The 22,712-nt window shown below is 65.4% G+C and carries 24 protein-coding genes; 13 read left to right on the forward strand and 11 right to left on the reverse strand.

The window, feature by feature from the left end; all coding sequences use genetic code 11:
* Positions 1-35: 35 nt before the first annotated feature.
* Positions 36-1,289, reverse strand: a complete 1,254-nt coding sequence (egtB, locus tag QA635_RS16930; protein ID WP_283070477.1) for an ergothioneine biosynthesis protein EgtB — start codon at positions 1,287-1,289, stop codon at positions 36-38.
* A 292-nt stretch (positions 1,290-1,581) separates the two neighbouring features.
* On the opposite strand from egtB, the gene grxD reads away from it, so the two are divergent.
* The 4 genes from grxD (at position 1,582) to QA635_RS16950 (ending at position 5,161) form a co-directional block, all read left to right on the forward strand.
* Positions 1,582-1,914 (forward strand): Grx4 family monothiol glutaredoxin, encoded by a 333-nt coding sequence (grxD, locus tag QA635_RS16935; RefSeq protein WP_168858985.1) that lies wholly within the window; start codon positions 1,582-1,584, stop codon positions 1,912-1,914.
* Positions 1,911-2,462, forward strand: a complete 552-nt coding sequence (locus tag QA635_RS16940) for an O-acetyl-ADP-ribose deacetylase (protein WP_283071686.1) — start codon at positions 1,911-1,913, stop codon at positions 2,460-2,462. The genes grxD and QA635_RS16940 overlap by 4 nt, the downstream gene beginning before the upstream one ends.
* A 49-nt stretch (positions 2,463-2,511) precedes the next feature.
* Positions 2,512-3,795, forward strand: a complete 1,284-nt coding sequence (locus QA635_RS16945; RefSeq protein ID WP_283070479.1) for a serine hydrolase domain-containing protein — start codon at positions 2,512-2,514, stop codon at positions 3,793-3,795.
* A gap of 103 nt (positions 3,796-3,898) precedes the next feature.
* A complete protein-coding gene (locus tag QA635_RS16950; RefSeq protein ID WP_283071688.1) occupies positions 3,899-5,161 on the forward strand; it encodes a serine hydrolase domain-containing protein in 1,263 nt (420 codons plus the stop codon).
* 51 nt (positions 5,162-5,212) lie between these two features.
* Here QA635_RS16950 and QA635_RS16955 read toward each other — a convergent pair whose 3' ends face one another.
* The 6 genes from QA635_RS16955 to murI form a co-directional block, all read right to left on the reverse strand.
* Positions 5,213-6,280, reverse strand: a complete 1,068-nt coding sequence (locus tag QA635_RS16955) for a threonine aldolase family protein (RefSeq protein ID WP_283070480.1) — start codon at positions 6,278-6,280, stop codon at positions 5,213-5,215.
* A gap of 92 nt (positions 6,281-6,372) precedes the next feature.
* Complete coding sequence (gene rpsD / locus QA635_RS16960) at positions 6,373-6,990, reverse strand: 30S ribosomal protein S4 (protein WP_283070481.1); 618 nt, start codon at positions 6,988-6,990, stop codon at positions 6,373-6,375.
* Between the two features lie 270 nt (positions 6,991-7,260).
* Positions 7,261-8,046, reverse strand: coding sequence for an acyltransferase (locus QA635_RS16965; RefSeq protein WP_283070483.1), 786 nt, complete (start codon positions 8,044-8,046; stop codon positions 7,261-7,263).
* 119 nt (positions 8,047-8,165) lie between these two features.
* Positions 8,166-8,555: a cupin domain-containing protein gene (locus QA635_RS16970; protein ID WP_283070485.1), complete on the reverse strand. Its 390-nt coding sequence runs from the start codon at positions 8,553-8,555 to the stop codon at positions 8,166-8,168.
* A 281-nt stretch (positions 8,556-8,836) separates the two neighbouring features.
* Complete coding sequence (locus QA635_RS16975; protein ID WP_283070486.1) at positions 8,837-9,613, reverse strand: HpcH/HpaI aldolase family protein; 777 nt, start codon at positions 9,611-9,613, stop codon at positions 8,837-8,839.
* 59 nt (positions 9,614-9,672) lie between these two features.
* On the reverse strand, positions 9,673-10,470 hold the full coding sequence (gene murI / locus QA635_RS16980) for a glutamate racemase (RefSeq protein WP_283070488.1): 798 nt from the start codon (positions 10,468-10,470) through the stop codon (positions 9,673-9,675).
* A gap of 184 nt (positions 10,471-10,654) precedes the next feature.
* Between murI and QA635_RS16985 the strand changes: the two genes are divergently transcribed.
* Both QA635_RS16985 and QA635_RS16990 read left to right on the forward strand, forming a co-directional pair.
* A complete protein-coding gene (locus QA635_RS16985; protein ID WP_057018412.1) occupies positions 10,655-11,218 on the forward strand; it encodes a cytochrome b in 564 nt (187 codons plus the stop codon).
* Positions 11,219-11,319: 101 nt separating this feature from the next.
* Entirely contained in the window at positions 11,320-12,354 is a 1,035-nt protein-coding gene (locus QA635_RS16990) for an agmatine deiminase family protein (protein ID WP_283070489.1), read from the forward strand.
* A 53-nt stretch (positions 12,355-12,407) separates the two neighbouring features.
* Here QA635_RS16990 and QA635_RS16995 read toward each other — a convergent pair whose 3' ends face one another.
* The 3 genes from QA635_RS16995 to QA635_RS17005 all read right to left on the reverse strand — a co-directional run bounded on the left by QA635_RS16995 (position 12,408) and on the right by QA635_RS17005 (position 15,795).
* The gene (locus QA635_RS16995; protein WP_283070491.1) at positions 12,408-13,580 is read right to left on the reverse strand and encodes a M20 aminoacylase family protein; all 1,173 of its coding nucleotides are present in this window, start codon (positions 13,578-13,580) and stop codon (positions 12,408-12,410) included.
* 174 nt (positions 13,581-13,754) lie between these two features.
* Positions 13,755-14,423 (reverse strand): response regulator, encoded by a 669-nt coding sequence (locus QA635_RS17000; RefSeq protein ID WP_283070493.1) that lies wholly within the window; start codon positions 14,421-14,423, stop codon positions 13,755-13,757.
* Between the two features lies 1 nt (position 14,424).
* A complete protein-coding gene (locus QA635_RS17005; RefSeq protein ID WP_283070494.1) occupies positions 14,425-15,795 on the reverse strand; it encodes a histidine kinase in 1,371 nt (456 codons plus the stop codon).
* A 244-nt stretch (positions 15,796-16,039) separates the two neighbouring features.
* Here QA635_RS17005 and QA635_RS17010 point away from each other — a divergent pair, with 244 nt between their 5' ends.
* The 7 genes from QA635_RS17010 to QA635_RS17040 all read left to right on the forward strand — a co-directional run bounded on the left by QA635_RS17010 (position 16,040) and on the right by QA635_RS17040 (position 21,772).
* On the forward strand, positions 16,040-16,822 hold the full coding sequence (locus QA635_RS17010) for a MotA/TolQ/ExbB proton channel family protein (protein ID WP_057018416.1): 783 nt from the start codon (positions 16,040-16,042) through the stop codon (positions 16,820-16,822).
* On the forward strand, positions 16,819-17,493 hold the full coding sequence (locus QA635_RS17015) for a hypothetical protein (RefSeq protein ID WP_283070497.1): 675 nt from the start codon (positions 16,819-16,821) through the stop codon (positions 17,491-17,493). Before QA635_RS17010 ends, QA635_RS17015 begins: the two co-directional genes overlap by 4 nt.
* The gene (locus QA635_RS17020) at positions 17,486-18,094 is read left to right on the forward strand and encodes a hypothetical protein (RefSeq protein WP_168858972.1); all 609 of its coding nucleotides are present in this window, start codon (positions 17,486-17,488) and stop codon (positions 18,092-18,094) included. The genes QA635_RS17015 and QA635_RS17020 overlap by 8 nt, the downstream gene beginning before the upstream one ends.
* Before the next feature lie 620 nt (positions 18,095-18,714).
* Positions 18,715-18,849, forward strand: coding sequence for a hypothetical protein (locus tag QA635_RS17025; protein WP_016843141.1), 135 nt, complete (start codon positions 18,715-18,717; stop codon positions 18,847-18,849).
* Complete coding sequence (locus tag QA635_RS17030) at positions 18,846-19,439, forward strand: TetR/AcrR family transcriptional regulator (protein WP_076828498.1); 594 nt, start codon at positions 18,846-18,848, stop codon at positions 19,437-19,439. Before QA635_RS17025 ends, QA635_RS17030 begins: the two co-directional genes overlap by 4 nt.
* Before the next feature lie 108 nt (positions 19,440-19,547).
* Entirely contained in the window at positions 19,548-20,288 is a 741-nt protein-coding gene (locus QA635_RS17035; protein WP_283070500.1) for a metallophosphoesterase family protein, read from the forward strand.
* 5 nt (positions 20,289-20,293) lie between these two features.
* Positions 20,294-21,772 (forward strand): serine/threonine protein kinase, encoded by a 1,479-nt coding sequence (locus QA635_RS17040; protein ID WP_283070502.1) that lies wholly within the window; start codon positions 20,294-20,296, stop codon positions 21,770-21,772.
* A gap of 13 nt (positions 21,773-21,785) precedes the next feature.
* Here the strand turns inward: QA635_RS17040 and rpe are convergent, their stop codons facing one another.
* On the reverse strand, positions 21,786-22,487 hold the full coding sequence (rpe, locus tag QA635_RS17045) for a ribulose-phosphate 3-epimerase (RefSeq protein ID WP_038380608.1): 702 nt from the start codon (positions 22,485-22,487) through the stop codon (positions 21,786-21,788).
* Positions 22,488-22,712 lie beyond the last annotated feature (225 nt).

A 22,712-nucleotide genomic window follows, 5' to 3' on the forward strand; every position in this document is an offset into this window, starting at 1 on the left:
CTTACCGACGCGTTATTGATGTCGACAGGACTCAATCAGGCATAGTCTGCGAGGCGTAACCCCGTGAATTGCCAGCGATGGTGTGGATAGAAGAAGTTGCGATAGGTGACGCGGCTGTGACCCGAAGGCGTCGCCAGCGACGAGCCGCGCAGCACGAGCTGGTTGACCATGAACTTGCCGTTGTACTCACCGAGCGCGCCTTCGATCGCGCGGTAGCCTGGATAGGGCGAATAGGAGCTGCGGGTCCATTGCCAGACGATGCCGTAAGCGTCGTTGAGCAGGCCGGCGCGCGCGGCGACCTCCCATTCCATCTCGGTCGGCAGGTGCTTGCCCGCCCATCGGGCGAAGGCGTCGGCCTCGTAATAGCTGACATGGCAAACCGGCGCGGACGGATCGATCGGCTGCAGGCCGCCCAGCGTCATGATCCTCCATTCGCCGTCGATCTCGCGCCAATGGCCGGGTGCCTGCCAGCCCTCGTTGCTCACGGTGCCAAAGCCATCCATCAGCCACAGCGTGGCGGTGGAATAGCCGCCGTCCTTCATGAAGGCGAGCCACTCTGCATTGGTGATGAGGTTCTTCGCGAGCTTGACCGGGCCGACCAAAGCGCGATGCGCGGGCTTCTCATTGTCGAAATGGAAGCTGTGGTCGCCATGGCCGACGGTGTGGATGCCTTCGTTGAGCGTCACCCATTCCTCAGGCCCGTGCTGCGACGCCGGGAAGCGCCACGTCGGATCGTAGGCCGGCGGGATCGGGTTCTGCGCGAAGGCATGCAGGATGTCGGTGTACATCAGCTCCTGATGCTGCTGCTCGTGATTGAGCCCGACCTCGACCAGCGGCACCAGCGCCTCGAGCGTGTCGGCTCCGGCAGTCTGGAAGAATTTCACCACCTCGGCGTCGACATGGCGGCGGTAGGCGGTGACTTCGTCGGCGGTCGGGCGGGTCAAATGGCCGCGCTGGTGGCGGGCGTGCCGCGGACCGGCGCTGACGTAATAAGAATTGAACAGATAAGCGTAGTCGGGATGGAATGGCGTGTAGCCCTTGACGTGCTCGCCGAGCAGGAACTGCTCGAAGAACCAGGTGGTATGGGCGCGGTGCCATTTGGCTGGGCTCGCGTCCGGCATCGACTGGATCAGCTGGTCTTCGGGCGACAGCGGTGCGGCCCGCCGTTCGGTCTCGTCGCGGACGGCGCGATAGGCGTCCACCAAGCGCTGGGCGAGCGGGCCGGATTCGGAGGATAGTGACGGGGGGACGGCGGGAAGGGCGGCCGCGGCAGAGGCTGGTTTCGTCACAGGGGTCTCCGATTCAATGGAGAGAACGTTGCTTCGGCAAACTGGTTCCCAACGGACAGTTCGTCCTAGATAGGGGCTCCGTTACGGGAAAAAAGCCTCCCCCCGCGATGATATTGGGGCCGTCAGATAATCCCGGCCCGTTTTGGGCGCCCGCAGCGCCCGGTGCATGCCAGATTTCCGCCATTTTGCTTTGGATGCACAATGGTTTGAGCTACATATATAGTCAGTCACGGGTTAGAAGGGTGGGCCGGCCCGTCAAGGCCTGAGAGCGCCGCCCCCGAAGGAAGCGAAAATGAGCATCGAGCAATTCATCGACAACGAAGTGAAGTCGAACGACGTCGTGCTGTTCATGAAGGGCACGCCGCAATTCCCGCAGTGCGGGTTTTCCGGTCAGGTCGTGCAGATCCTCGACCACGTCGGCGTCGGCTACAAAGGCCTCAACGTTCTCGAATCCGCCGAGCTGCGCAACGGCATCAAGGTCTATTCGAATTGGCCGACCATTCCGCAGCTCTATGTGAAGGGCGAGTTCGTCGGCGGTTGCGACATCATCCGCGAGATGTTCCAGGCCGGCGAATTGCAGCAGCTGTTTGCCGACAAGGGCATCCCGGTCGACGTGGCTGCCTGACCTTGACGGCGCGCCAGATCGGCAAGGCGCGGCTCGAAGTCATCGTTACCGACATCACGACCTTGCGCGTTGACGCCATCGTCAACGCGGCCAATTCATCGCTGCTCGGCGGCGGCGGTGTCGACGGAGCGATCCATCGTGCCGCGGGCCCCGAGCTGCTCGCCGAGTGCCGCACCCTGCACGGCTGCAAGACCGGCGATGCCAAGATCACCAACGGCTATCGGCTCCCGGCCAAGCACGTGATCCACGCCGTCGGCCCGATCTGGCACGGCGGCACCCAAAACGAGGATGCGCTGCTCGCATCCTGCTATCGCCGCGGCATCGAGCTGTGCCACGCCAATCAGCTGGGCTCCATCGCATTTCCCGCCATCTCGACCGGCGTCTATCACTTCCCGCCGGATCGCGCCGCCGACATCGCGGTCAAGGCCGTCGTCGATGCCCTGGCCGCCGCGCCCGGCCTCACGCAGGTGATCTTTTGCTGCTTTTCCGCCCAAAGCGGCGAGCTTCATCAGAAGGTCCTGGGGGCCTTTGGCAGCCCTTGTGCCTGATGATACCGCCGCTACACTTCCCCGTGATTTCCGGGGAGGGATAATCCAAATGCATTCATTTCGTCTGACGTGCGCGGTCGCAGCCGCCGCGGTGGTGCTGGCGGCGCCGGCGTACCCGCACACCGAGGGCACCTACGAGATTCCGGCGGGTGCGCATTTCAACCGCGACAAGCTCGCCAAGATCAGCGAGTTCTTCAAGAACGAGGTCGCGACCGGGAAGATTCCCGGCGCCATCGTCCTGATCCAGCAGCACGGCAAGCCGGTCTATCACGAGGCCTTCGGCGTGCAGGACGTGGTCAGCAAGGTGCCGATCACGGACAAGACCATCTTCCGGCTGGCTTCGATGTCCAAGTCGATCACCGCCGTGGTGTCGATGCAGTTGCTGCAGGAAGGGAAATACAAGCTCGACGATCCGGTCTCGAAATACATCCCGTCCTTTGCCAACGTGAAGGTCGGCGTCGAGAAGAAGGCCGAGGACGGCACCAAGACGCTGGAGCTGGTGCCGCCAAAGCGGCCGCTCACGATCCTCGATCTGATGACGCATACGTCGGGTATCACCTACGGCTTCTATGGCGACAGCCTGGTCCGCAAGGCCTACAAGGAAGCCAATATCTACGGCGGAGATTTCGATCTCGCCGAATTCGCCGAGCGGATCGCCAAGCTGCCGCTGCACAACCAGCCCGGCGCGCTCTGGCAATACGGCCATTCCACCGACATTCTGGCGCGCGTGATGGAGGTGGCCACCGGCGAGAAGCTCTCGGCGATCGAGCACGAAAGGCTACTCGATCCGCTCGGCATGAAGGACACCGGCTTCTTCGTCACCGATCCCGAGAAGCAGAAGTTGATGGCCGAGCCGATGCCGAACGACAGCGACTTCCGGGTCGGCCGGGTCAACGATCCGACCAAGGTCAAGAAATGGGAGTCCGCCAGCGGCGGCATGGTCTCGACCATGGCGGATTATTCGCGCTTCGCGCAGATGCTGCTCAATGGCGGCACCCTCGACGGCAAGACCATCCTGAAGCCCGAGACGTTCAAGGAGCTGACGACCGACCGCGTCGGGCCGGGCTCCGGCGTCGAGCGCGACTTTTTCTATTTCCCCGGCGACGGCTTCGGCTTCGGGCTTGGGATCGCGGTGCGCACCGATCCCGGCACTGCGAAGCCGCCGCCGCCCGGCGATCTCGGCGAGCTGAAATGGGACGGCGCCAGCGGCTGCTATTATGTCATCGACCGCAAGCAGGACTTCTTCTTCGTCCTGCTGGAGCAGACGCCGACCGAGCGTCAGCGCATCCAGCGGACGCTGAAGCAGCTCGTCTATGAAGCCATGGAAAACTAGAGCGTTTTCGAGCGAAGTGGATACCGGTTCGCGTGAAGCAACGCGTTGAAAAGAAGGGAATGACGGCATGATCCGATTCAGGCGGATCGGCTCATGCGCTTGCATGCGGGAGGGCCGCGCGTTCGTCGCGGCACTCGCGTTCGCCTTGGTCGCAACGGTTGCGAAGGCCGGCTCCGCGGGGCCGGCCGCGCACAGCTTCTCGGCGGAAGGCCTCGCCAGGGTTTCCGACTATGTCAGGAACGAGGTCGCGACCGGAAAGATCCCGGGGGCGATCCTGCTGCTGCAGCAGCACGGCAAGCCGGTCTACTACGAGAAGTTCGGGGTTCGCGACGTCGCCACCGAATTCTCGATGAGCGCGGATACCATCTTCCGCCTCTATTCGATGTCGAAGCCGATCACCACGGTCATCGCGATGATGCTGGTCGAGGAAGGCAAGCTCGCGCTCGGCGATCCGGTGTCAAAATTTATCCCGGCCTTTGCCGACATGAAGGTCGGGGTGGAAAAGCGCGGCGATGAGGGCAAGATGGCGATGACGCTGGAGCCGCTGAGGCGCCCCATCACCATCGAAGACCTGATGCGCCACACCGCCGGTCTGCCTTACGGTTATTACGGCGGTGGTATCGTGAACAAGACCTACGCCGATGCCGGCCTGTTCAACAACGATCCCGACAATGCCGAATTCGTGGCGCGGCTCACGTCGCTGCCGCTCGCCGAACAACCCGGCACGCAATGGGACTACGGCCATTCCACCGACGTGCTCGGCCGCATCATCGAGGTGATCACGGGGAAATCGCTGTTTCAGGTCGAGAAGGAGCGGCTGCTCGGCCCGCTCGGGATGAACGAGACCGCGTTCTATGTCGCCGACCGGGCGAAATGGCCGCTGATCGCCGAGCCGATGCCGAAGGATCGCACCATCAGTCCGGTCGCCGACGTCCGCAATCCGCGCAAGCCGCTGCGATGGGAATCCGGCGGCGGCGGCATGGTCGGCACCATCGGCGACTATGCGCGCTTCTCGCAGATGCTGCTGAATGGCGGCAGCTATGAGGGTAGGCGCTATCTGAAGCCGGAGACCATCGCGCTGATGGCGAGGGACCATATCGGTCCGGAGACCGGAGTCGTGCGCGACCAGAACTACTATCCCGGTCCGAACTCCGGCTTCGGTCTCGGCTTCGCGGTCCGCACTTCGGTGCCGGCGAACACAGACTGGCCGCTGGGCGAGTATCGCTGGGACGGTGTCGGAGGCACCTTCTTCTTCATCGATCCCGCGGACGACCTGTTCGGGATCTTCATGGTGCAGACGCCGTCGCAGCGCGGCCGGATCCAGCAGGAGCTGAAGACGCTGATCTACCAGGCGATGGGACGGTAGAATTCGGCTTCGTAGCCCGGATGAAGCGAAGCGCAATCCGGGCTACGGGAGTTACGCCGCGCGCACGATGTCCCTGACGTGTCCGATCGCTTCCTCGATCATCGCGGCGGTGACATCGAGATGCGTGCAGGCCCTAATCCGGCCGTCCATCGTCGCCAGCGTCACGCCGCGCTTGCGCAGCTCAGCGACCATCTTGTCGCCTGAGACGCCGGCGCCTTCCGGCTTAAAGAAGACGAGGTTGGTCTCCGGCGCTTGCACCGCGATGCCGTTGATCTGCGACAGGCCGCGCGCCAGCGCCCGCGCATTGGCGTGGTCGTCGGCGAGGCGGTCGACATGGTGATCGAGCGCATGGATGCAGGCGGCGGCGCAGACGCCGGACTGCCGCATCGAGCCCCCGAGCCGCTGCTTCCAGCGCCAGACATCGTCGATGAAGGCGCGGGTGCCGGCGATCACGCCGCCGATCGGCGCGCCGAGGCCCTTGGAGAAATCGATCCAGGCGGAATCCCAGCCCGCCGTCATGTCGCGCGGCGAGATGCCGGACGCGACGGTCGCATTGAGCAGCCGCGCGCCGTCCATGTGGGTGACAAGGCCGTGGGCCCTGGCGATACGCACGACCTCGTCGAGCGCCTCCTTCTTCCAGATCGTGCCGCCGCCGATATTGGCGGTCTGCTCGACGCTGACGAGCACCTGCGGCGGCTGGTAGCGGGTGCGCGGATGCAGCGCGGCCTGGAAGGTCTCAGGCGTGAACTGGCCGTCATCACCCGGCAGCTGCGTGATCTGGAAACCGCCGAGCGCGGCATGGGCGCCGCCCTCGCGCGCGATGATATGCGCGGTCGCATGCGCCAAAATCTCGTCGCCGGGGCGGCAATAGGCCAGCGTCGCCGCGACGTTGCACATCGTGCCCGACGGCATGAACACGGCGGCTTCCTTGCCGAGCAGATCGGCGACGCGGGCGCAGAGCTCATTGGTGGTCGGATCGTCGCCGACCTGCTCGTCGCCGACCTCCGCCTTCGCCATCGCCTCGCGCATCGCCGGCGTCGGCCTGGTCTGCGTGTCCGAGAGCAGGTTGATACGGACGGCGGGTGCCTTGGGATCGGGCCGGGCAGGGGTGTAGTGCATGATGTCTCTCTCGGTCGATATGCCTTGACTTTAGCCAAACAAAAAGGCCCCGGCAAAACCGGGGCCTTTCGGATATCGCAATGCTGAAGTGATCAGCGCGAATAGAATTCGACGATCAGATGCGGCTCCATCTGCACCGGGAACGGCACATCCGAGAGGCCGGGGGTGCGCGCGAACGTCGCGGTCATCTTGGAGTGATCGACCTCGATGAAGTCGGGCACGTCACGCTCAGGGAGCTGGACCGCTTCCAGCACCGGGGTCAGCTGCTTGGAGGAGTCCTTGACCTCGATGAGGTCGCCGACCTTCAGCTTGTAGCTGCCGATGTTGACCTTGCGGCCGTTCACCTTGATGTGGCCGTGGTTGATGAACTGGCGCGCGGCGAACATCGTGGAGACGAACTTGGCGCGGTAGACCACGGTGTCGAGACGGCGCTCCAGGAGGCCGATCAGGTTCTCGCCGGTGTCGCCCTTCAGGCGGCTGGCTTCGACATAGATGCCGTGGAACTGGCGCTCGGAAATGTTGGCGTAGTAGCCCTTGAGCTTCTGCTTGGCGCGCAGCTGCACGCCGAAGTCGGAGAGCTTGCCCTTGCGGCGCTGGCCGTGCTGGCCGGGGCCGTATTCGCGGCGGTTCACGGGGCTCTTCGGGCGACCCCAGATATTCTGGCCCATGCGGCGATCGATCTTGTACTTCGCCTCACTGCGCTTTGTCATCGCGTCCTCTTTGTACAGCCGTCGCACCCAGCGCCCGGCGTTTTGTCAGTCTAGGGTTTGAGGAGACGCGCCCTCCTGTGTACCGGCCAAAAGGCCTGTACCGACAGGTCCGCCTCGAAAGCTCGGGGAGGACCACGGGTCGCGAAACGCATCGCGGGCCGAAAACCGGCCCGCGAGCAAGGGTGGTCTTAAGGAGAAAGTCCGGTTCTGTCAAACAAAACGCAGGGCATTTTGGGCCGAATCGGCGTCAAAATTGGCCGATTTTGCTCCTCAGAGGCGGCTTCCGGCCGCCCGGACCAGCCGGGCATCGGCTTGCGGCCGGCCCGCGCCCAGTTCGGCGGCGATTTCGCCGGCCAGCACCTGCTCGAGGCGGATCAAGGTCTGTGCGATCAGGGCGGCGTCGCAGACCAGATGGTCCCAGCGCACCACCACGTCGACGGTGTGGTCCGGCCTGATCACGCCATAGCTCAACAGGAATGGCCCGGGGCTCAGCGCGTGCAATTCGCCAGGGCCATAGGCCGCGACCGAGGTCACGCCAAAGCTGCCGCAGAAATTGGCGCGCTGCCGGCCAAAATTCATCCCGATCGCCCACGCCAGGCGGCGCAGCGGAAGCGGCAGGCGGGTCACGCAGAGCATTTTGCGGAACGAGGGGATTTCGTGCAGCGGCGCGGTCTTGGCGCGGCGGATCAGCGCGTCGACCTCGGCGAGCGGCATCTCGTCGGCGGCACAGACGCGCTCGAACAGCACGCAGTCCTCGCCCTTCTCAACGCGCGCAATCGCCACCATGCCGACGCTGCGCGGCAGCTCGTAGAGGCAAGGCCACGGCCATTTGACGTGCAGCGTGCGCAGGGTTGGCTCGGTCCTGGCGACCAGCGCGAATGCCTTGACGAAGATGGCGGCCCAGCCCGGTGCCTGCGCCGCACGTGCACGAGCCTCGACGATCGCCCGCACGTTCAGGGTGCGCTTCAGGGAGACCAGCGGCACGCCGGCCGATGCATGCATCAGATCGGCGACGAGACGGCGCGGCAATGAAATTTGACGAAATTTACCGCGCATCCGTTCGGTTCAGTTCCTTAGCAAACAGGCAAAAAGTCAAAGGCCCGGCGAGCTCAAATGGTCGCTCGCCGCACCTGAAGCTCAGATGAACCAACTGGTCGGAGACCAAGGGGTTCTGCTCACGGCGCTGGTTTTGCCAACGGCTCGCCGGCCTTGACCACGTAGACGCCGAGCACCTTGAGCGGCTTGTCGCCGGACGTCTTGGCGTCGTGCACCGCGCCTTCCGGGATCTGGTAGGAATCGCCCGCCTTCAGCTTCAGCGGCGGCTTGCCGTCGATCAGAAGCTCGAGCTCGCCTTCGAGCACATAGCCGGTTTCAGCGCCGGGATGGGTGTGACGCCCCGACGCACCCCCGGCCGGAACCTCGGCGATCGCGGTGACCGTGTTGAAGCCCGGCGGAAAATCGACCTTCTGCAGCGGCGTCCGCTTGATGCCGCTCTGCTGCGCAAAGGCAGCGCCGGCACCGGCAAGGGCAATCACGGTGAGACCAAGCAGTAATTTCCTGAACATGCATTTTCCTCCCAACCCGCAAAACTCTAGCAGCGCGGAATCGCGGCGGAAAGCGGGCGATGTGTGATGTGCACTTGCGACGTTGGGATTAGTCCGTTCATCCAGCAGCGCGGGTTTGCGCCGCTTATTCATGAGCTACTCAGGCGAACGAGCTGTCTCGGCGACACGCATCGTTCACTCCGTCGCAGGCGAGATGCCGGACGTTGCGCCGCGGTTCCTTCACGACGTGACTGGAACCTGCTCGCCGGCAGCTGAGAGCAAGCGGCGGCCGCGTTTGACGCCTACCGCTTGATCCCCGCGAACGCGGCCGCGATGCCGCGCTGGAACAGCGACCAGTCGAAGCCGAGTGCGAGCGCGAGGTAGCCGCGGTCGATCATCGCATTGGCCTGTTCGGCGGTGCGCGCGACGCCGCCGATCGGCACGCCGCTCTTCATGATGCCTTGTTCGGCGCGCTGCATCAGCGCGACCACTTCGGGATCGTCGGGCAGACCGCGCTTGTTGATCGAGGTGGCGAGATCGCCGGGACCAATCACCGCGAGGTCGATGCCCGGTGTCGCCACGATCTCGTCGATGCGGTTGACGGCATCGACGTGCTCGATCGTGATCATGCAGATCATGTCGTCGTCAGCGGTCGCCATATAGTCGTTCATCGAGACGCCCCAGCGGAACGGCGCATGGAACGGTCCCCAGAGCCGGTCGCCTTGCGGCGGATAGCGCACGCTGCGCACCGCCTTCACCGCATCGCTTGCGTTGCAGATCATCGGAAAATTGATGCCGAGCGCGCCGATGTCCATCGGTGCCTTGGCGAGATGCGGCTCGTTGGCGGCGATCCGCACCATCGGCACGCAGGGCGTGCCCGAGGTCGCCACGATCATCGCATGGGCGGTGCCGAGATCGATCGGACCGTGTTCGAGATCGACGATGATCCAGTCCAGTGACTGCGCCATGATCTGCACGGTCTGGATGCTCGGAATGGTCGCGATCGCGCCGAAGGTCGGGCGCTTGTCGCGCCACGCCTCGCGCAGGCGATTGAGCGGCGTCAGCGGGGCTGCGGTCAAGTTCGGTCCTCCCTCGAAGGAGAGCAGAGGCTAGCAGCACGTTGGGACGGCGAAAAGGATCAGGCCGGGACGCGGCCGCCGAAGAATGGCGTCAAGGCTTCCGTCAGCGCGTGCGGGCGCTTCGAGGTGAAGATCATCTCGGCGCGGGCCTGGTCGCTCTCGTGGCCGGCAGGGCCGAGCAGGTCGGCGACGCGGCGTGCGATCGCCGGCGCCGGATCGATCCAGTCGACCGGCCAGGGCGCGAGCCTCCTGAGGCGTTCCAGCAGCAGCGGATAATGCGTGCAGGCGAGCACGACGGTGTCGGTGCGGGCGGGATCGTGGGCGCCATCGCCGACGAAGCAGGGCGCGAGCTCGGCCGCGATATCCTCGTCACGCACGCTCGCGCCGCTGAGGGCGGCCTCCGCCAGCGAGGCGAGCTCGCCGGAGCCGACCAGCGTCACCTCGCAGCCATGCGCAAAGTCCGAGATCAGCTTGCGGGTATATTCGCGCTTCACGGTGCCCCTTGTGCCGAGCACCGAGACGCGCTTCGTTTTCGACGAGGCGCAGGCCGGCTTGATCGCCGGCACGGTGCCGACGAAGGGCAAAGGATAGGCGTCGCGCAGATGCGACATGACCAGGGTGGATGCCGTGTTGCAGGCGATCACGACGAGGTCGGGCGCGTGCGCCGCGATCAGCTCACCGACCAGCGGCACCACGCGGGCGATGATCTCGTCCTCGCCGTGGTGGCCATAGGGGAAGAAGGCGTCGTCGGCGACATAGACGTAATGCGCGTCGGGCCGGGCGCGGACGATCTCGCGCAGCACGGTGAGGCCGCCGAGGCCGGAATCGAACACAAGGATGGTCGGGGGAGTGGACACGCGAAAACTCTATCCGAAGCAGGGTTACCATTCAGTTGTTTTTGGCTATCCGGCCGCTTCGGCCGACAAAAGGCGGTGAAGCCGGGAATTTCACATGGCCTTGACCGATAGCTGCAAGTATTACGGCAAACTATTGCTGCGACGTGTGAAATCCAAAAATGCGGCCGCAAGGGGGCCACGCGACATGATCCGCAATACCGCCGCGAGCTGGGGCTCGCTAGCCCGCGCGTTCCACTGGGTGCTCGGCATCGCCATCATCGGCATGCTGGCCTATGGCTGGTGGATGAACCACGTCCCGGCGCGGGCGGACAAGTTCTTCTACCGCTCGATCCACGCCGATATCGGCTACCTGGTGCTGCTGCTCACCGTGCTGCGGCTGGTCTGGCGCGGCGTCAACCCGACGCCGGCGCTGCCGGCCGAGATGCCCTCCTGGCAGCGGATCGCCGCCCGGGTCAGCCACGGCGCGCTCTACGCCGTCACCATCCTGGTGGCGATGCTGGGTTGGGCGCATTCCGGCGCCCGCGCCCAGGATTATTCGAGCTTCTTCGGCCTGTTTCACGTTCCCCAGATCACCTCGCCCGACAAGGCGGCGGCGGATGCCTATGAGGATCGCCACATCTTCTTCGCCTATGTGCTGCTGGCGCTGATCGTGCTGCACCTCGCCGCGGTCGCCTTCCACCACTTCGTCAAGCGCGACCGTGTCGCCGCGCGGATGGTGGGGACAAGCGAGGTCGACCCCGCCCGCTAGGCATCGGCGGCCGGCTCGGTGCGTTCCAAAATGGTCGCCCGCGCGGGGACGCCTGCGTTACCCTGTGACGAACGGGGACGGCCATCGCGGTTCGAATGCTCATGAACGATGCTGCACGACATCAAACGAACTGGCGCATGCCTGGCGAGGGCGCCCCGCATGCCGCCACCTGGATGGCCTTCGGCGCCGACGTGGAGCTCTGGGGCACGAAGCTCCTTCCCGTCATCAGAAATAATCTCGCCAGCGTTGCCAAGGCAATCGCGGTCTATGAGCCGGTGAAGATGCTCGTGCGCGAGGAGGACTACGACATCGCCGCGCGGCTGTGCGGTCCCTCGGTCAGCCTCGTCGTTCAACCGCTCGATGATGTGTGGCTGCGCGACACGGGACCGGCCTTTGTGACCAATCCTGCCGGGCAGCTCGGCGCCGTCGGTTTCAATTTCAACGGCTGGGGCGGGAAGCAAACGCATGCGCATGATGCCAAGATCGCGGAACGTGTGGCCGAGCTTGCGCAAGCTGAGTTCATCAAGGCCGGCCCGAAGCTGGAGGGCGGCGGCATCGAAGTCGACGGCGAGGGGACAGCGATCATCACCAAAAGCTGTGTTCTCAACGACAATCGCAATCCTGGTTTGACGAAGGATGAATGCGAGGCTGAACTCTTCCGCCTGCTCGGGCTGCAGAAGATCATCTGGCTACCCGGCTGTCACAACAAAGACGACATTACCGACGGCCATACCGATTTCTACGCGCGCTTCAGCAGCCCGGGCGTCGTTGTCGCGGGCCTGGAGATGGATACGTCGTTCGACGATTACGAGGTGACGAGAGAACACCTGGCAATCCTGCGCAAGTCGACAGACGCAAGAGGTCGACACCTGAAGGTCGTGGAGTTGCAGGGACCGTCGACGGTCCGTCCAAAGTACGGAAACGACGACGGCTTCGCCGCCGGCTACATCAATTTCTATGTCTGCAACGGTGCCGTGATCGCGCCGGAATTCGGTGATGCGGCAGCGGACCGCAACGCGCGCGACAAGCTGCGCGACCTGTACCCGGGCCGGGAAATCATCCAGCTCAACATCGATGGCATCGCCGCCGGTGGCGGCGGCATCCACTGCGTGACGCAGCAGCAGCCGCGCACGTGACGCGTGCAGGCCGCGAAGCTATCGCGGCCTGACGGTCTGCAGCAGAGGGTGCCTTAGCCCGCCGGCATCTGCTTCTCGACCAGCCGCACCCAGTAGGAGGCGCCGTGGCCGAGGATGTTGTCGTTGAACTTGTAGGCGGGGTGGTGGCACATCGGACCGTCGCCCATGCCGAGGAAGACGAATGCGCCGGGGCGCGCTTCCAGCATGAAGGCGAAATCCTCGGCGCCCATCACCGGCACCAGATTGTCGTTGACGCGGTCGGCGCCGACCACATCGCGGGCGACCTCGGCGGCGACGCCGGCCTCGCGCGCGTGGTTCAACGTCACCGGATACATCCGTCCATAATCCGTCTCGGCCGAGCCGCCATAGGCCTTGGCGATGCTGGAGGCGACCTCGCCGATCCGGCGCTCGACCAGGTCGCGCACACCGGGATCGAGCGTGCGCACGGTGCCGCCCAGCGTGACGGTCTCCGGGATCACGTTGAACGCGGTGCCGGCCTCGAACATGGTGATCGAGATGACCGCCGATTTCAACGGGTCGACATTGCGTGATACGATCGACTGCAGCGCATTGATGATCTGGGCGCCGATCAGCACGCTGTCGACCGCCTCGTGCGGGGCGGCGCCGGCGTGGCCGCCCTTGCCGTGGACCACGATCTTCAACGTGTCCGACGAGGCCAGCATCGGGCCCGGCGTGGTCGCGAAGTAACCCTCGGGCAGGCCGGGCATATTGTGCAGGCCGTAGACCTCCTGGATGCCCCACCGGGTCATCAGCCCGTCGTCGACCATCGCCTTGCCGCCGGCGCCGCCTTCCTCGGCGGGCTGGAAGATCACGACCGCGGTGCCGTCGAAATTGCGCGTCTCGGTGAGATATTTCGCGGCGCCGAGCAGCATTGCGGTGTGGCCGTCATGGCCGCAGGCGTGCATCTTGCCGGGAATCTTCGAGGCGTAGGCGACGCCCGAGGCCTCCGCGATCGGCAGCGCGTCCATGTCGGCACGCAGGCCGATGGTCTTTCCCGAAGTGGACTTGCGGCCGCGGATCACGCCGACCACGCCGGTGCGCCCGATCCCCGTCACCACCTCGTCGCAGCCGAACTCGCGCAGCTTGTCGGCGACGATGCCGGCGGTGCGGTGGACTTCGTAGAGCAGTTCGGGATTCTCATGGAAGTCATGGCGCCAGGCGGCCATTTCATCCGAGAGGGCGGCAACGCGATTGACGATGGGCATGGGGAGCGTCCGTTTCTTGTGAGCCTTGGTGGGCGGGTCAGCGTAGCGTAACCCGCCGACTTGTCACGCGCGAATGGTACCAGCCCGTAGCCCCGGATGAGCGCAAGCGATATCCGGGAATATGCACAACCCGCCCCGGGTGTCGCTGCGCTCACCCGGGCTACGGGAACGGGGCTACAAATTCGCCAGCCCGCATTCGACGGCGAGGCGGACCAGCTGGGCATCGGTCCGCATGCCGGTCTTGGCCTTGATCAGGTAGTGATAGTTCTGCACGGTCTTGGTGCTGAGGTTGAGGTTGGCGGCGATCTGCTCCTTGGTGCTGCCGGCCGCCAGTTGCCGGAGGATTTCGATCTCCCGCTCGCCGAGCTGGTCGAGCGCCGATCGGGTCGGCACCAGGCTCTCCAGCGCCAGCACGCGGGCGACGTCGTCGCTCATCGCATGCTCGCCGCGCGCCACCGAGCGGATCGCCGCGATCAGCTCGGCCGGTTCGCTGCCCTTGGTGACGAAGCCACTGGCGCCGGCGCCGAATGCCGCCTTCACCTGGGCCGCCTCGCTGTGCATGCTGAAGACGAGGATGCGGGCGTCGGCGTCGCGCGCGCGGATGTTGCGGATCGCTTCCAGCCCGCTGGCACCCGGCATCGAAATGTCCATCACCACCACATCGGGCTGGTGCGACTTGAACGCGCGATAGGCATTGGCGGCGTTGTCGGCTTCGGCGACCACGCGGAAATCGTCCTGATGCTCGAGCACGCGCCGGTAGCCCTGGCGGACCACCGGATGATCGTCCACCAGCAGGATCGAGATGCCCCGAATCTTAGCCGCTGTCGCCGTCACGGTTGTCATCTCAGGCGGCGAGCGGGATCGTGGCGGCGACCGACAGGCCGCGGCTGGCGCGCGCGATCGACAGCGAGCCGCCGAGGGCTGTGACGCGTTCGCTGACGCCGGTGAGGCCGAAGCCCGCGGATTGCGCCACCTTGGCCGCATCGCCGCCGCCATCGTCCTCGACGCGCACCAGCAGAGCGTTCTCGCTTCCGGTGCGCCGCTCGATCCGCAGCACGATCTCGCGCGCCGAGCTGTGGCGCAGCGCATTGGTCAGACACTCCTGCGCGACGCGATAGGCGGTGGCGGCGACCGTGCCGCTGATGTCGGCAAGGTCGCCCTGCAGATCGAGCTGGATCATCGGCTGCGCCGTGCGCGACCGCCAGCTGTCGACGAGATCGACCAGGCTTGCCTCCAGCCCGAGCTCTTCGGCCGGCGGATGGCGCAGCCGGTTCAGCGTATCGCGCAGGCACGCCATGATGCGGCGCGTCGCCTGCGAGATCATCCGTGCATCCTGCGCAATTTCGGTGCCGGCGGCGTACTTGTCCCCGGCACTTGCCTCGATCGTGTTGGCGAAGGCGAGGATCGCGGTGAGATTCTGGCCGAACTCATCGTGCAGCTCGCGCGCCAGCGTGCGGCGTTCGTCGTTGCGGATTTCGAGCAGCCGCCTGGTCAGCACCGTGCGTTCCTCCTCGGCAAGCGCGAGGCGGTCGCCGAGATCGCTGACGGCGCGCCCGATCATCGCGAGCTCCATCGAGCGGACGCGCGGCAGCGGCGTACGGTACTCGCCGTCGGCCATGCGCCGCAGCGCCGACACGATCGAGTGGGCGGGCGCCAGCGTGTGCGCGATCGCAAGCGAAGCGAGCAGCGCGATGGCGAGCGCCATCAACAGCGCGACATGGATGTTGTCGAGAATGTGCTGCCAGGCGAGCGCGATCGCGGCGTCCGGATCGGCGATGGCGCGGACGGTTCCCGCGGTCGCGGCGCGGGCGCTGATCGGCCGCTCCACGGTGGCGTGATCGCCGAGCACCATCTGCACGGTGGCCGCGAACCAGCGCGGCGGCGCCTTGCCGATTCCCTTGCTCTGGCCGCAGAGCGGCTTCTCGAAGGCGCCGGCCGGTTCGAACTGCACGCAGATCCCCGGCGCGATCAGGCCCATGGTTTCGATGGTGCGCCAGTCCGGTGCCGGCAGCAATTGCTCGCGCATCCGGTTGCTGCGCAGCAGCAATTCGCGCCAGTACAGCGCTTCGAGCGATTGCGAAACCCGCTCGGCGGACGCCTGCGTGGCGCGATCGACACTGCGATAGGCGTCGATCGTGGCCCAGATGGTGGCAGCGCCGAGGCATAGCGCGACGATCACGAGCAGGCGGGCGACCAGTTGAAGCACGAGGCGCATGCGATCACTCCACGGCCAGAGCATGATCCGAAACGGAGAGAAGCGGCTGGTCATGCTCAAACGAGAGATGCGATGCTAACAGCACCGCTGTTCCCCGCCAATCGCAAGCATGCGAAGCTATGCAGGTCGGGAAATTTGCCCGACGAAATCTGGGCAGATGTCTTTGGACGGCGCAGGCCGGCTCTGCTCTAACGGAAAGTGAGGCCCGCGCGGAGCCTCACGGAACACAGGGAGCTCACGCAGCATGGATGCCAAGGTCGACGTCGCGGCCGCATCGGCCGGCACGGACGCGGCGGAGCGCAGCGCCCTGCTGCTCTGGATGATCTTCACCGGCCTTTCGGTGTTCGCCGCCTTCCTGCTGTGGCGCTACGGGCTGATCCGCCTCATGATCAGTTCCGACCGCACCTACATTTCCAGCGTCATCGCCGTCCTTTACATCGTCACCTGCATCCATTGCTTCTGGCGGACGCGGGCGATCGCGCGGGAAGGCGAGGTGGCGCGCTCCTGCCGCACCATCCTCGCCGCGCCCGATGGCGCCAAGATCCTTGCATCGGGGGCGCTTGCATCAGATGCGCGCGGCCTGCCCGGCGGGCTCGTCACCGATCACATCAAGAGCCTGGTGCAGAAAGCCGAGGCGCAGGCCAAGGGGCGCATCGACCAGACCCTGCTGCTGCGGACGCTGGCGGACCGGCTGCGCGGGTCCAACGGCTTTGGCGCCTTCGTCTCCGACACGCTGATGAAGCTCGGCCTGCTCGGCACCATCATCGGCTTCATCATCATGCTGGCGCCGATCGCTTCGCTGGATGCCGCCGACAAGGTCGCGATGAAGTCGTCGATGGGCCTGATGAGCGACGGCATGGCGGTCGCGATGTACACGACGCTGGCCGGGCTGATCGGATCGATCCTGGTCCGGATCCAGTATTACATGCTCGATTCCGCGACCCAGCGGGTGTTTTCCGACGCCGTCGTGCTGACCGAGACGCACGTCACGCCGGCCCTGGAACGTCGCCTTGGTACGCCGTCATGATGGATGAGTTCGGGCTCTATCCGCGCGAGGAGCCGTTCGATCCGCTCGGCGTGATGCTGTTCAAGGCGCTGCAGGTCATCGCCTTCCTGTTCTTCCTGGCGCTGCTTGCGGTGTCGCCGGATTCCAAGGACGGCAAGATCGAATCCAAGGCGGAGTTCATCATCACGATGGACTGGCCGGACAACCATCCTGACGATCTCGACCTGTTCGTGCAGGATCCGGCCGGCAACATCGCCTGGTACCGGCATCGCGAGGCCGGCTTCCTGACGCTCGATCGCGACGACCGCGGCGGCGCCAACGACTTCATCATCGTCAACGGCAAGAAGATCGCCTCTCCGATCCGCGAGGAGATCGTCACGCTGCGCGGCATCGTCGCCGGCGAATACACCGTCAACGTCTCGCATTTCCAGGCGACGACCGGCGAGCCGGTGCAGGCCAATGTGAAGGTACAGAAGCTCAATCCAACGGCGCAGGTGATCTTCGACGACAAGCTGACCGTCGATCACACCGGCGACGAGAAGACCGCGGTCAGGTTTCGTCTCGACGCCGAGGGCAAGGTGATCAACGTGGACCGGCGGCCGAAATCGCTGCTCGAGACCTTCCGCAGCAGCTGGCGCAACGGCGCCGACATGGATCCGAAAACCGGCGTCAGGGTGCTCCGCCGTGATTAGTCTGCAGTCGGTCATTCTCACGCTTGCGGTCGCATACGCGGTGGTGGGTGCGCTGCTCTTGATCGTGCTGGTCTATGCGCGGCTGCACTGGTCGCTGAAGGCTGTCGTCATCGTCGTGACCAGCGCCTTCTATTTCGTCAGCTTCGGCGGCATGCGCGGTCTGCTCGGCTGGGCGTCCGCGGAAAAATTGCCGGCGAATTTCAAGCTGCTGTCGACGCGGATCGTGGAGCCGCATTCGCTCGAGGGCGACCCGGGCTCGATCTATCTCTGGGTCGAGGAGCTTGACGAGGACAACCGGCCGAGCGCGATCCCGCGCGCTTTCCGCATTCCCTATAGCGAGGCGTTGGCGGAGCAGACCCACACCGCCGAGAACGAGATCAAGGCCGGGCATCCGCAGGGCGGGCGGGCGGCGGATTTCGGCGGTGGCGACGGCACCATCATGGACTTCGTCAGGGAGTACATCACGCCGAAGACGATCGTGGAGACGACAGGCGGCGATTCTACGACGGGGACGTTCGTGGCCCCGCCGGCCGGCGCGCAAGGGTCGGTGTTCACGCCGCTGCCGCCGCCCCGGATGCCGCCCAAGGACGAGCAGCGATAGCAGGATGCCTACCCAGAAGGTGGCACAAAAATAGGGATCGGCAATAATCAGTCAGCGGGATGGACAGTAATCATCCGGAATTCCTCAATTCCCTGAAGTGTGTAGTCTTGGGGCTAACCGGGGCTAGATTTCATCCCGAAGCGATTTTCCCGGCAAAGGGGCCGCTGCGTGAAGCGGCCCCTTTCGATTCCGGCAGCAAGGTACGGTGAGGGGCCGGCGCGGCGAGGCGGGCTCACAGCACCGTCAGGAATGCGATCGCAAGCACCATCAGCCACCCGACAATGACGAGCGAGACCACCGCGCCCGCGGTGATCTTGGCGATCTCCTTCAAGGTCATTGGCCGGTCCATGCAAGTCTCTCCCGGGTAGCCCCGAGCGAGACATAGGCGCGGATTGGCAGATCGCCCCCGCTGCTCACGGAACGTTGTAGCGCCCCATCGGCCGGGGGCTTTCCCGGGAGGACTGCTGTCATTTCACAAAATATTGTCTGACAGATATTGAAATCTGTCAGCGGGATGGTGTATATACTAATGAGCCCAAGGGAGGAGGGCGCCCAGTGGCTGTTCCGGCGTTTGGCCGGGGGAGCCGGACTTAATTTGACTACCTCGAAGGACTACCTCCATGACCATAGAAATCTTTCAATTGACCGCCCAGATTCAACAGTGGCTCAATCTTCGCGTCGCCCGCCACTTGGCCGCCCAGGCCGCCAAGTTCACCCGCGGGCAGGACAGCGATAACCAGACGGTAAACGCATGAACGAGGCGGTGGTTTTGACACCCGAGCGGATCCTTGAGGCAACTGAGGATGTCTTGAGGCGCTTCGGGTTGACCAAGGCCACCGTTGTCGACGTTGCCCGTGCGCTGGATGTCAGCCACGGCAGCGTCTACCGTCACTTCCCCAGCAAAGCCTCGCTGCGCGATGCCGTCGCCAAGCGCTGGCTCGACCGCGCCAACGAGCCGCTGTGCAAGATCGCAGCCGGCGAAGGCCCGGCGCCGGAGCGGCTGGAGCAATGGCTGCGCACCGCCTTCACGATCAAGCAGAAGAAGGTCTGCGACGATCCCGAGATGTTCGCGACCTATCTGGCGCTGGCGCAGGACGCGCGCGAGGTGGTGGAAGCCTACAAGGACAAGCAGGTCGATCTGATCGCGAAAATCCTGTCCGACGGTGTCGCGCAGGGCGTGTTCGAGATCGACAATGTGAAGGCGACCGCGCGTGCCGTGTTCGACGCCACCGTCCGCTACCATCACCCGGCGCATGCCGAGGAATGGGCCAAGCCGGAATGCCCGGGGCGGATCGATGCGCTGCTGGCCCTGCTGCTGAAGGGCCTGCGGGTCTGCAAGCCCTAGCTGAGCTTTCTGCCGACATACCTCTGACCACCTGATGCCTTTGGCCCGATTGCGAGCCCGGGGCCGCGTGTGCTTGATATCGGATAGGAATCAGCAACGCGGACCACGATGCGGCTTGCACTGTTCGCCGATATTCACGCCAACCGGCAGGGCTTCGCCGCCTGCCTCGACGCTGCGCATGCGCGCGGCGCCGAGCGGCTGATCTGCCTCGGCGATATCGTCGGCTACGGCGCCGATCCCGAATGGGCCGTCGATACGGTGATGGACCTCGTCGCCAAGGGCGCGATCGCGGTGCGCGGCAATCATGACAATGCGATCGGCGTGCCGAGCGACAGCATGAATGCCGAGGCGCAGGCCGCGATCGACTGGACCCGCGGCCGGCTCAGCGGCGAGCAGAAGGCGTTCCTTGCCGAGCTTCCGATGTCGCGGGAGGAGGACAATCGGCTCTACGTGCACTCCGAAGCTTCGGAGCCCACGAAATGGCGCTACGTGCGCGACACCGCCGACGCCGCGCGCAGCATGATGGCAACCGAGCTGCAGATCACGTTCTGCGGCCACATCCATCGTCCCGGCCTCTATTCGATGTCCTCAACCGCCAAGATGACGAGCTTCGTTCCGACTTCGGGCATCGCCGTTCAGTTGCTGCCGGGGCGGCGCTGGCTTGCGGTGCTCGGCTCGGTCGGCCAGCCGCGCGACGGCGATCCCGCGGCGTCGTTTGCGATGTTCGATACCATAAGCCGCGAGATCGCCTTTCATCGCGTGCCCTACGACGTCGCGACCGCGGCGGCGCGGATCAAGGCGAACGGCCTGCCGCACTGGCTCGCCGACCGCCTGCCGCTCGGCCGGTGACGCCGATGGCGGCGCTGGCGATGCAGGCGGGCGCCGAGATCGATGGCTTCACCATCGGCGAACGCGTGCACCGCGGCGGTATGGCGACGCTGTGGAGCGTCACCCATCCCGGCATCACCGTGCCGCTGCTGATGAAGGTGCCGCTCACCTCGGAGGGCGAGGATCCGGCCGCGATCGTCAGCTTCGAGATGGAGCAGATGATCCTGCCGCGGCTGTCGGGGCCGCACGTGCCGGCCTGTTTCGGCACCGGCGACTTCGAACGCCAGGCCTATGTGGTGATGGAGCGCATCCCCGGTCAGACGCTCTACAAGCGGCTCGGCGAGCTGCCGATGCCGTATGAGGAGGTGAGGGTGATTGGCGGCAAGATCGCGACCGCACTCGCCAGCCTGCATCGGCAGAACGTCATCCATCACGACATCAAGCCGAGCAGCATCATGTTCCGCGAGCGCGGCGAGGCGGTGCTGATCGATTTCGGCCTCTCGCATCACCGGCATCTGCCCGACCTGTTGCAGGAGGAGTTTCGCCTGCCTTACGGCACCGCGCCCTACATGGCGCCGGAGCGCCTGCTCGGCGTCCGCGACGATCCGCGCAGCGATCTGTTTTCGCTCGGCGTGCTGCTCTATTTCTTCACCACCGGCGTGCGCCCGTTCGGCGAGACCGAAAGCCTGCGCGGCATGCGCCGGCGGCTGTGGCGTGACCCCTATCCGCCGCGCGAGCTGAAGCCCGACTATCCGCCTTGGCTGCAGGAGATCGTGCTGCGCTGCCTGGAGATCGACCCCGCCGCGCGCTATCCGACCGCGGCGCAGCTTGCCTTCGATCTCGGCCATCCCGATCAGGTGAAGCTGACGGCGCGGGCGCAGCGGCTGCGCCGCGATCCGCTCAGCACGGTGTGGCGCCGCCGCTTCAATCTCGGCGCGGTGCCGCCGCGGCCGAAGTCCGATGTCGCCGCCCAGCTCGCCTCGAGCCCGATCGTTGCCGTCGCGCTCGATATCGGCGAGGGTGCCGAGGCGCTGAACGACACCATCCGCGTCACCGCCGAGCGCGTGCTGTCGACCTCGCCGTCGGCGCGACTCGCCTGCGTGAACGTGCTGAAGCTCAATCGCCTGGCGATCGACCGCACCCATGACGAGCAGGGTCAGAACAAGCATGTCGATCGCCTGGTGGCGCTGCAGCACTGGGCGCGGCCGTTCGGGCTCGAGGAGGGGCGGCTGACCGTGCATGTGCTGGAGGCGATCGATCCCGCCGCCGCGATCCTGGAATTCGCAGCGGTCAACCTGGTCGACCACATCATCATCGGCGCGCGGCAGAACTCGCTGCGGCGCGCGCTGCTCGGCAGCGTGTCCGCCAGGGTCGCGGGGGAAGCGCCGTGCACGGTGACCGTGGTGCGGCCGTCGCGGCTGGCGTCGCAAGCGGACGGCGGCGAGGGCGATGAGGCGGCGGAGCAAGCGGCGAATGCCGCGGCCACGCCGCCCGCAGTGTTCTAGTTTCCCCGGATCGTCAAATCGCCTCGCCGCGAGCTTCGGCTGCCGCATGGCGGATCGCGGCGATGTTGGTCTTGTAGGCCTCGACGGTGCCGCCCTTGAATACGGCGGACCCCGCGACAAAGGCGTTGGCGCCGGCGGCCGCGAGCTGGCCCGCGACGTCGGGCGCAACGCCGCCGTCGACCTCGATGTCGATCGGCCGGCCCGCGACCATCGCCCTGACATCAGAGATCTTGCCGATCGCCGAGCGGATGAAGGCCTGGCCGCCGAAGCCGGGATTGACCGACATGACCAGCACGAGGTCGATCAGGTCGAGCACATATTCGATCGCGCTCGCCGGCGTTGCCGGATTGAGCGAGACGCCGGCCTTCTTGCCGAGCGCGCGGATCGCCTGCAGCGAGCGGTGCAAATGCGGGCCGGCCTCGGCATGCACCGTGATGTGGTCGCAGCCCGCCTTGGCGAAAGCTTCCAGATAGGGATCGCAGGGCGAGATCATCAGATGGGCGTCGAAGATCTTCCTGGTGTGCGGCCGCATCGCCTTGATGACGTCGGGGCCGTAGGAGATGTTCGGCACAAAGTGCCCGTCCATCACGTCGAGATGGATCCAGTCGGCGCCGGCCTGGTCGACGGCGCGGACCTCCTCGCCGAGCTTTGAGAAATCCGACGCCAGGATCGACGGAGCGATAACGAGGGGACGCGGGGTGAATGACTGAGTCATGTCAGCTGTTCCGGAAGACTTCAGGGGGCGACGGGTGAGTCCGCCTAACATGCGGACGCGTGGCGGGCAATGCGAGCGGACGGCGCTCTGCGACCGGAAAATTCTTCCGCCGGCGGCAGCTCTTGCCGGGTGCGCGGAACCCGCTTCGATGCGGGAACGCCTGGTTTTGCTGGGTTTTTGCCATGGCACGCCCTTTGCTCAGCCATTGACCAGCGTTTGAGCCGC

Origin of the sequence: Bradyrhizobium brasilense (assembly GCF_029714345.1) — a bacterium.
GTDB classification, from domain to species: Bacteria; Pseudomonadota; Alphaproteobacteria; order Rhizobiales; family Xanthobacteraceae; genus Bradyrhizobium; species Bradyrhizobium australafricanum.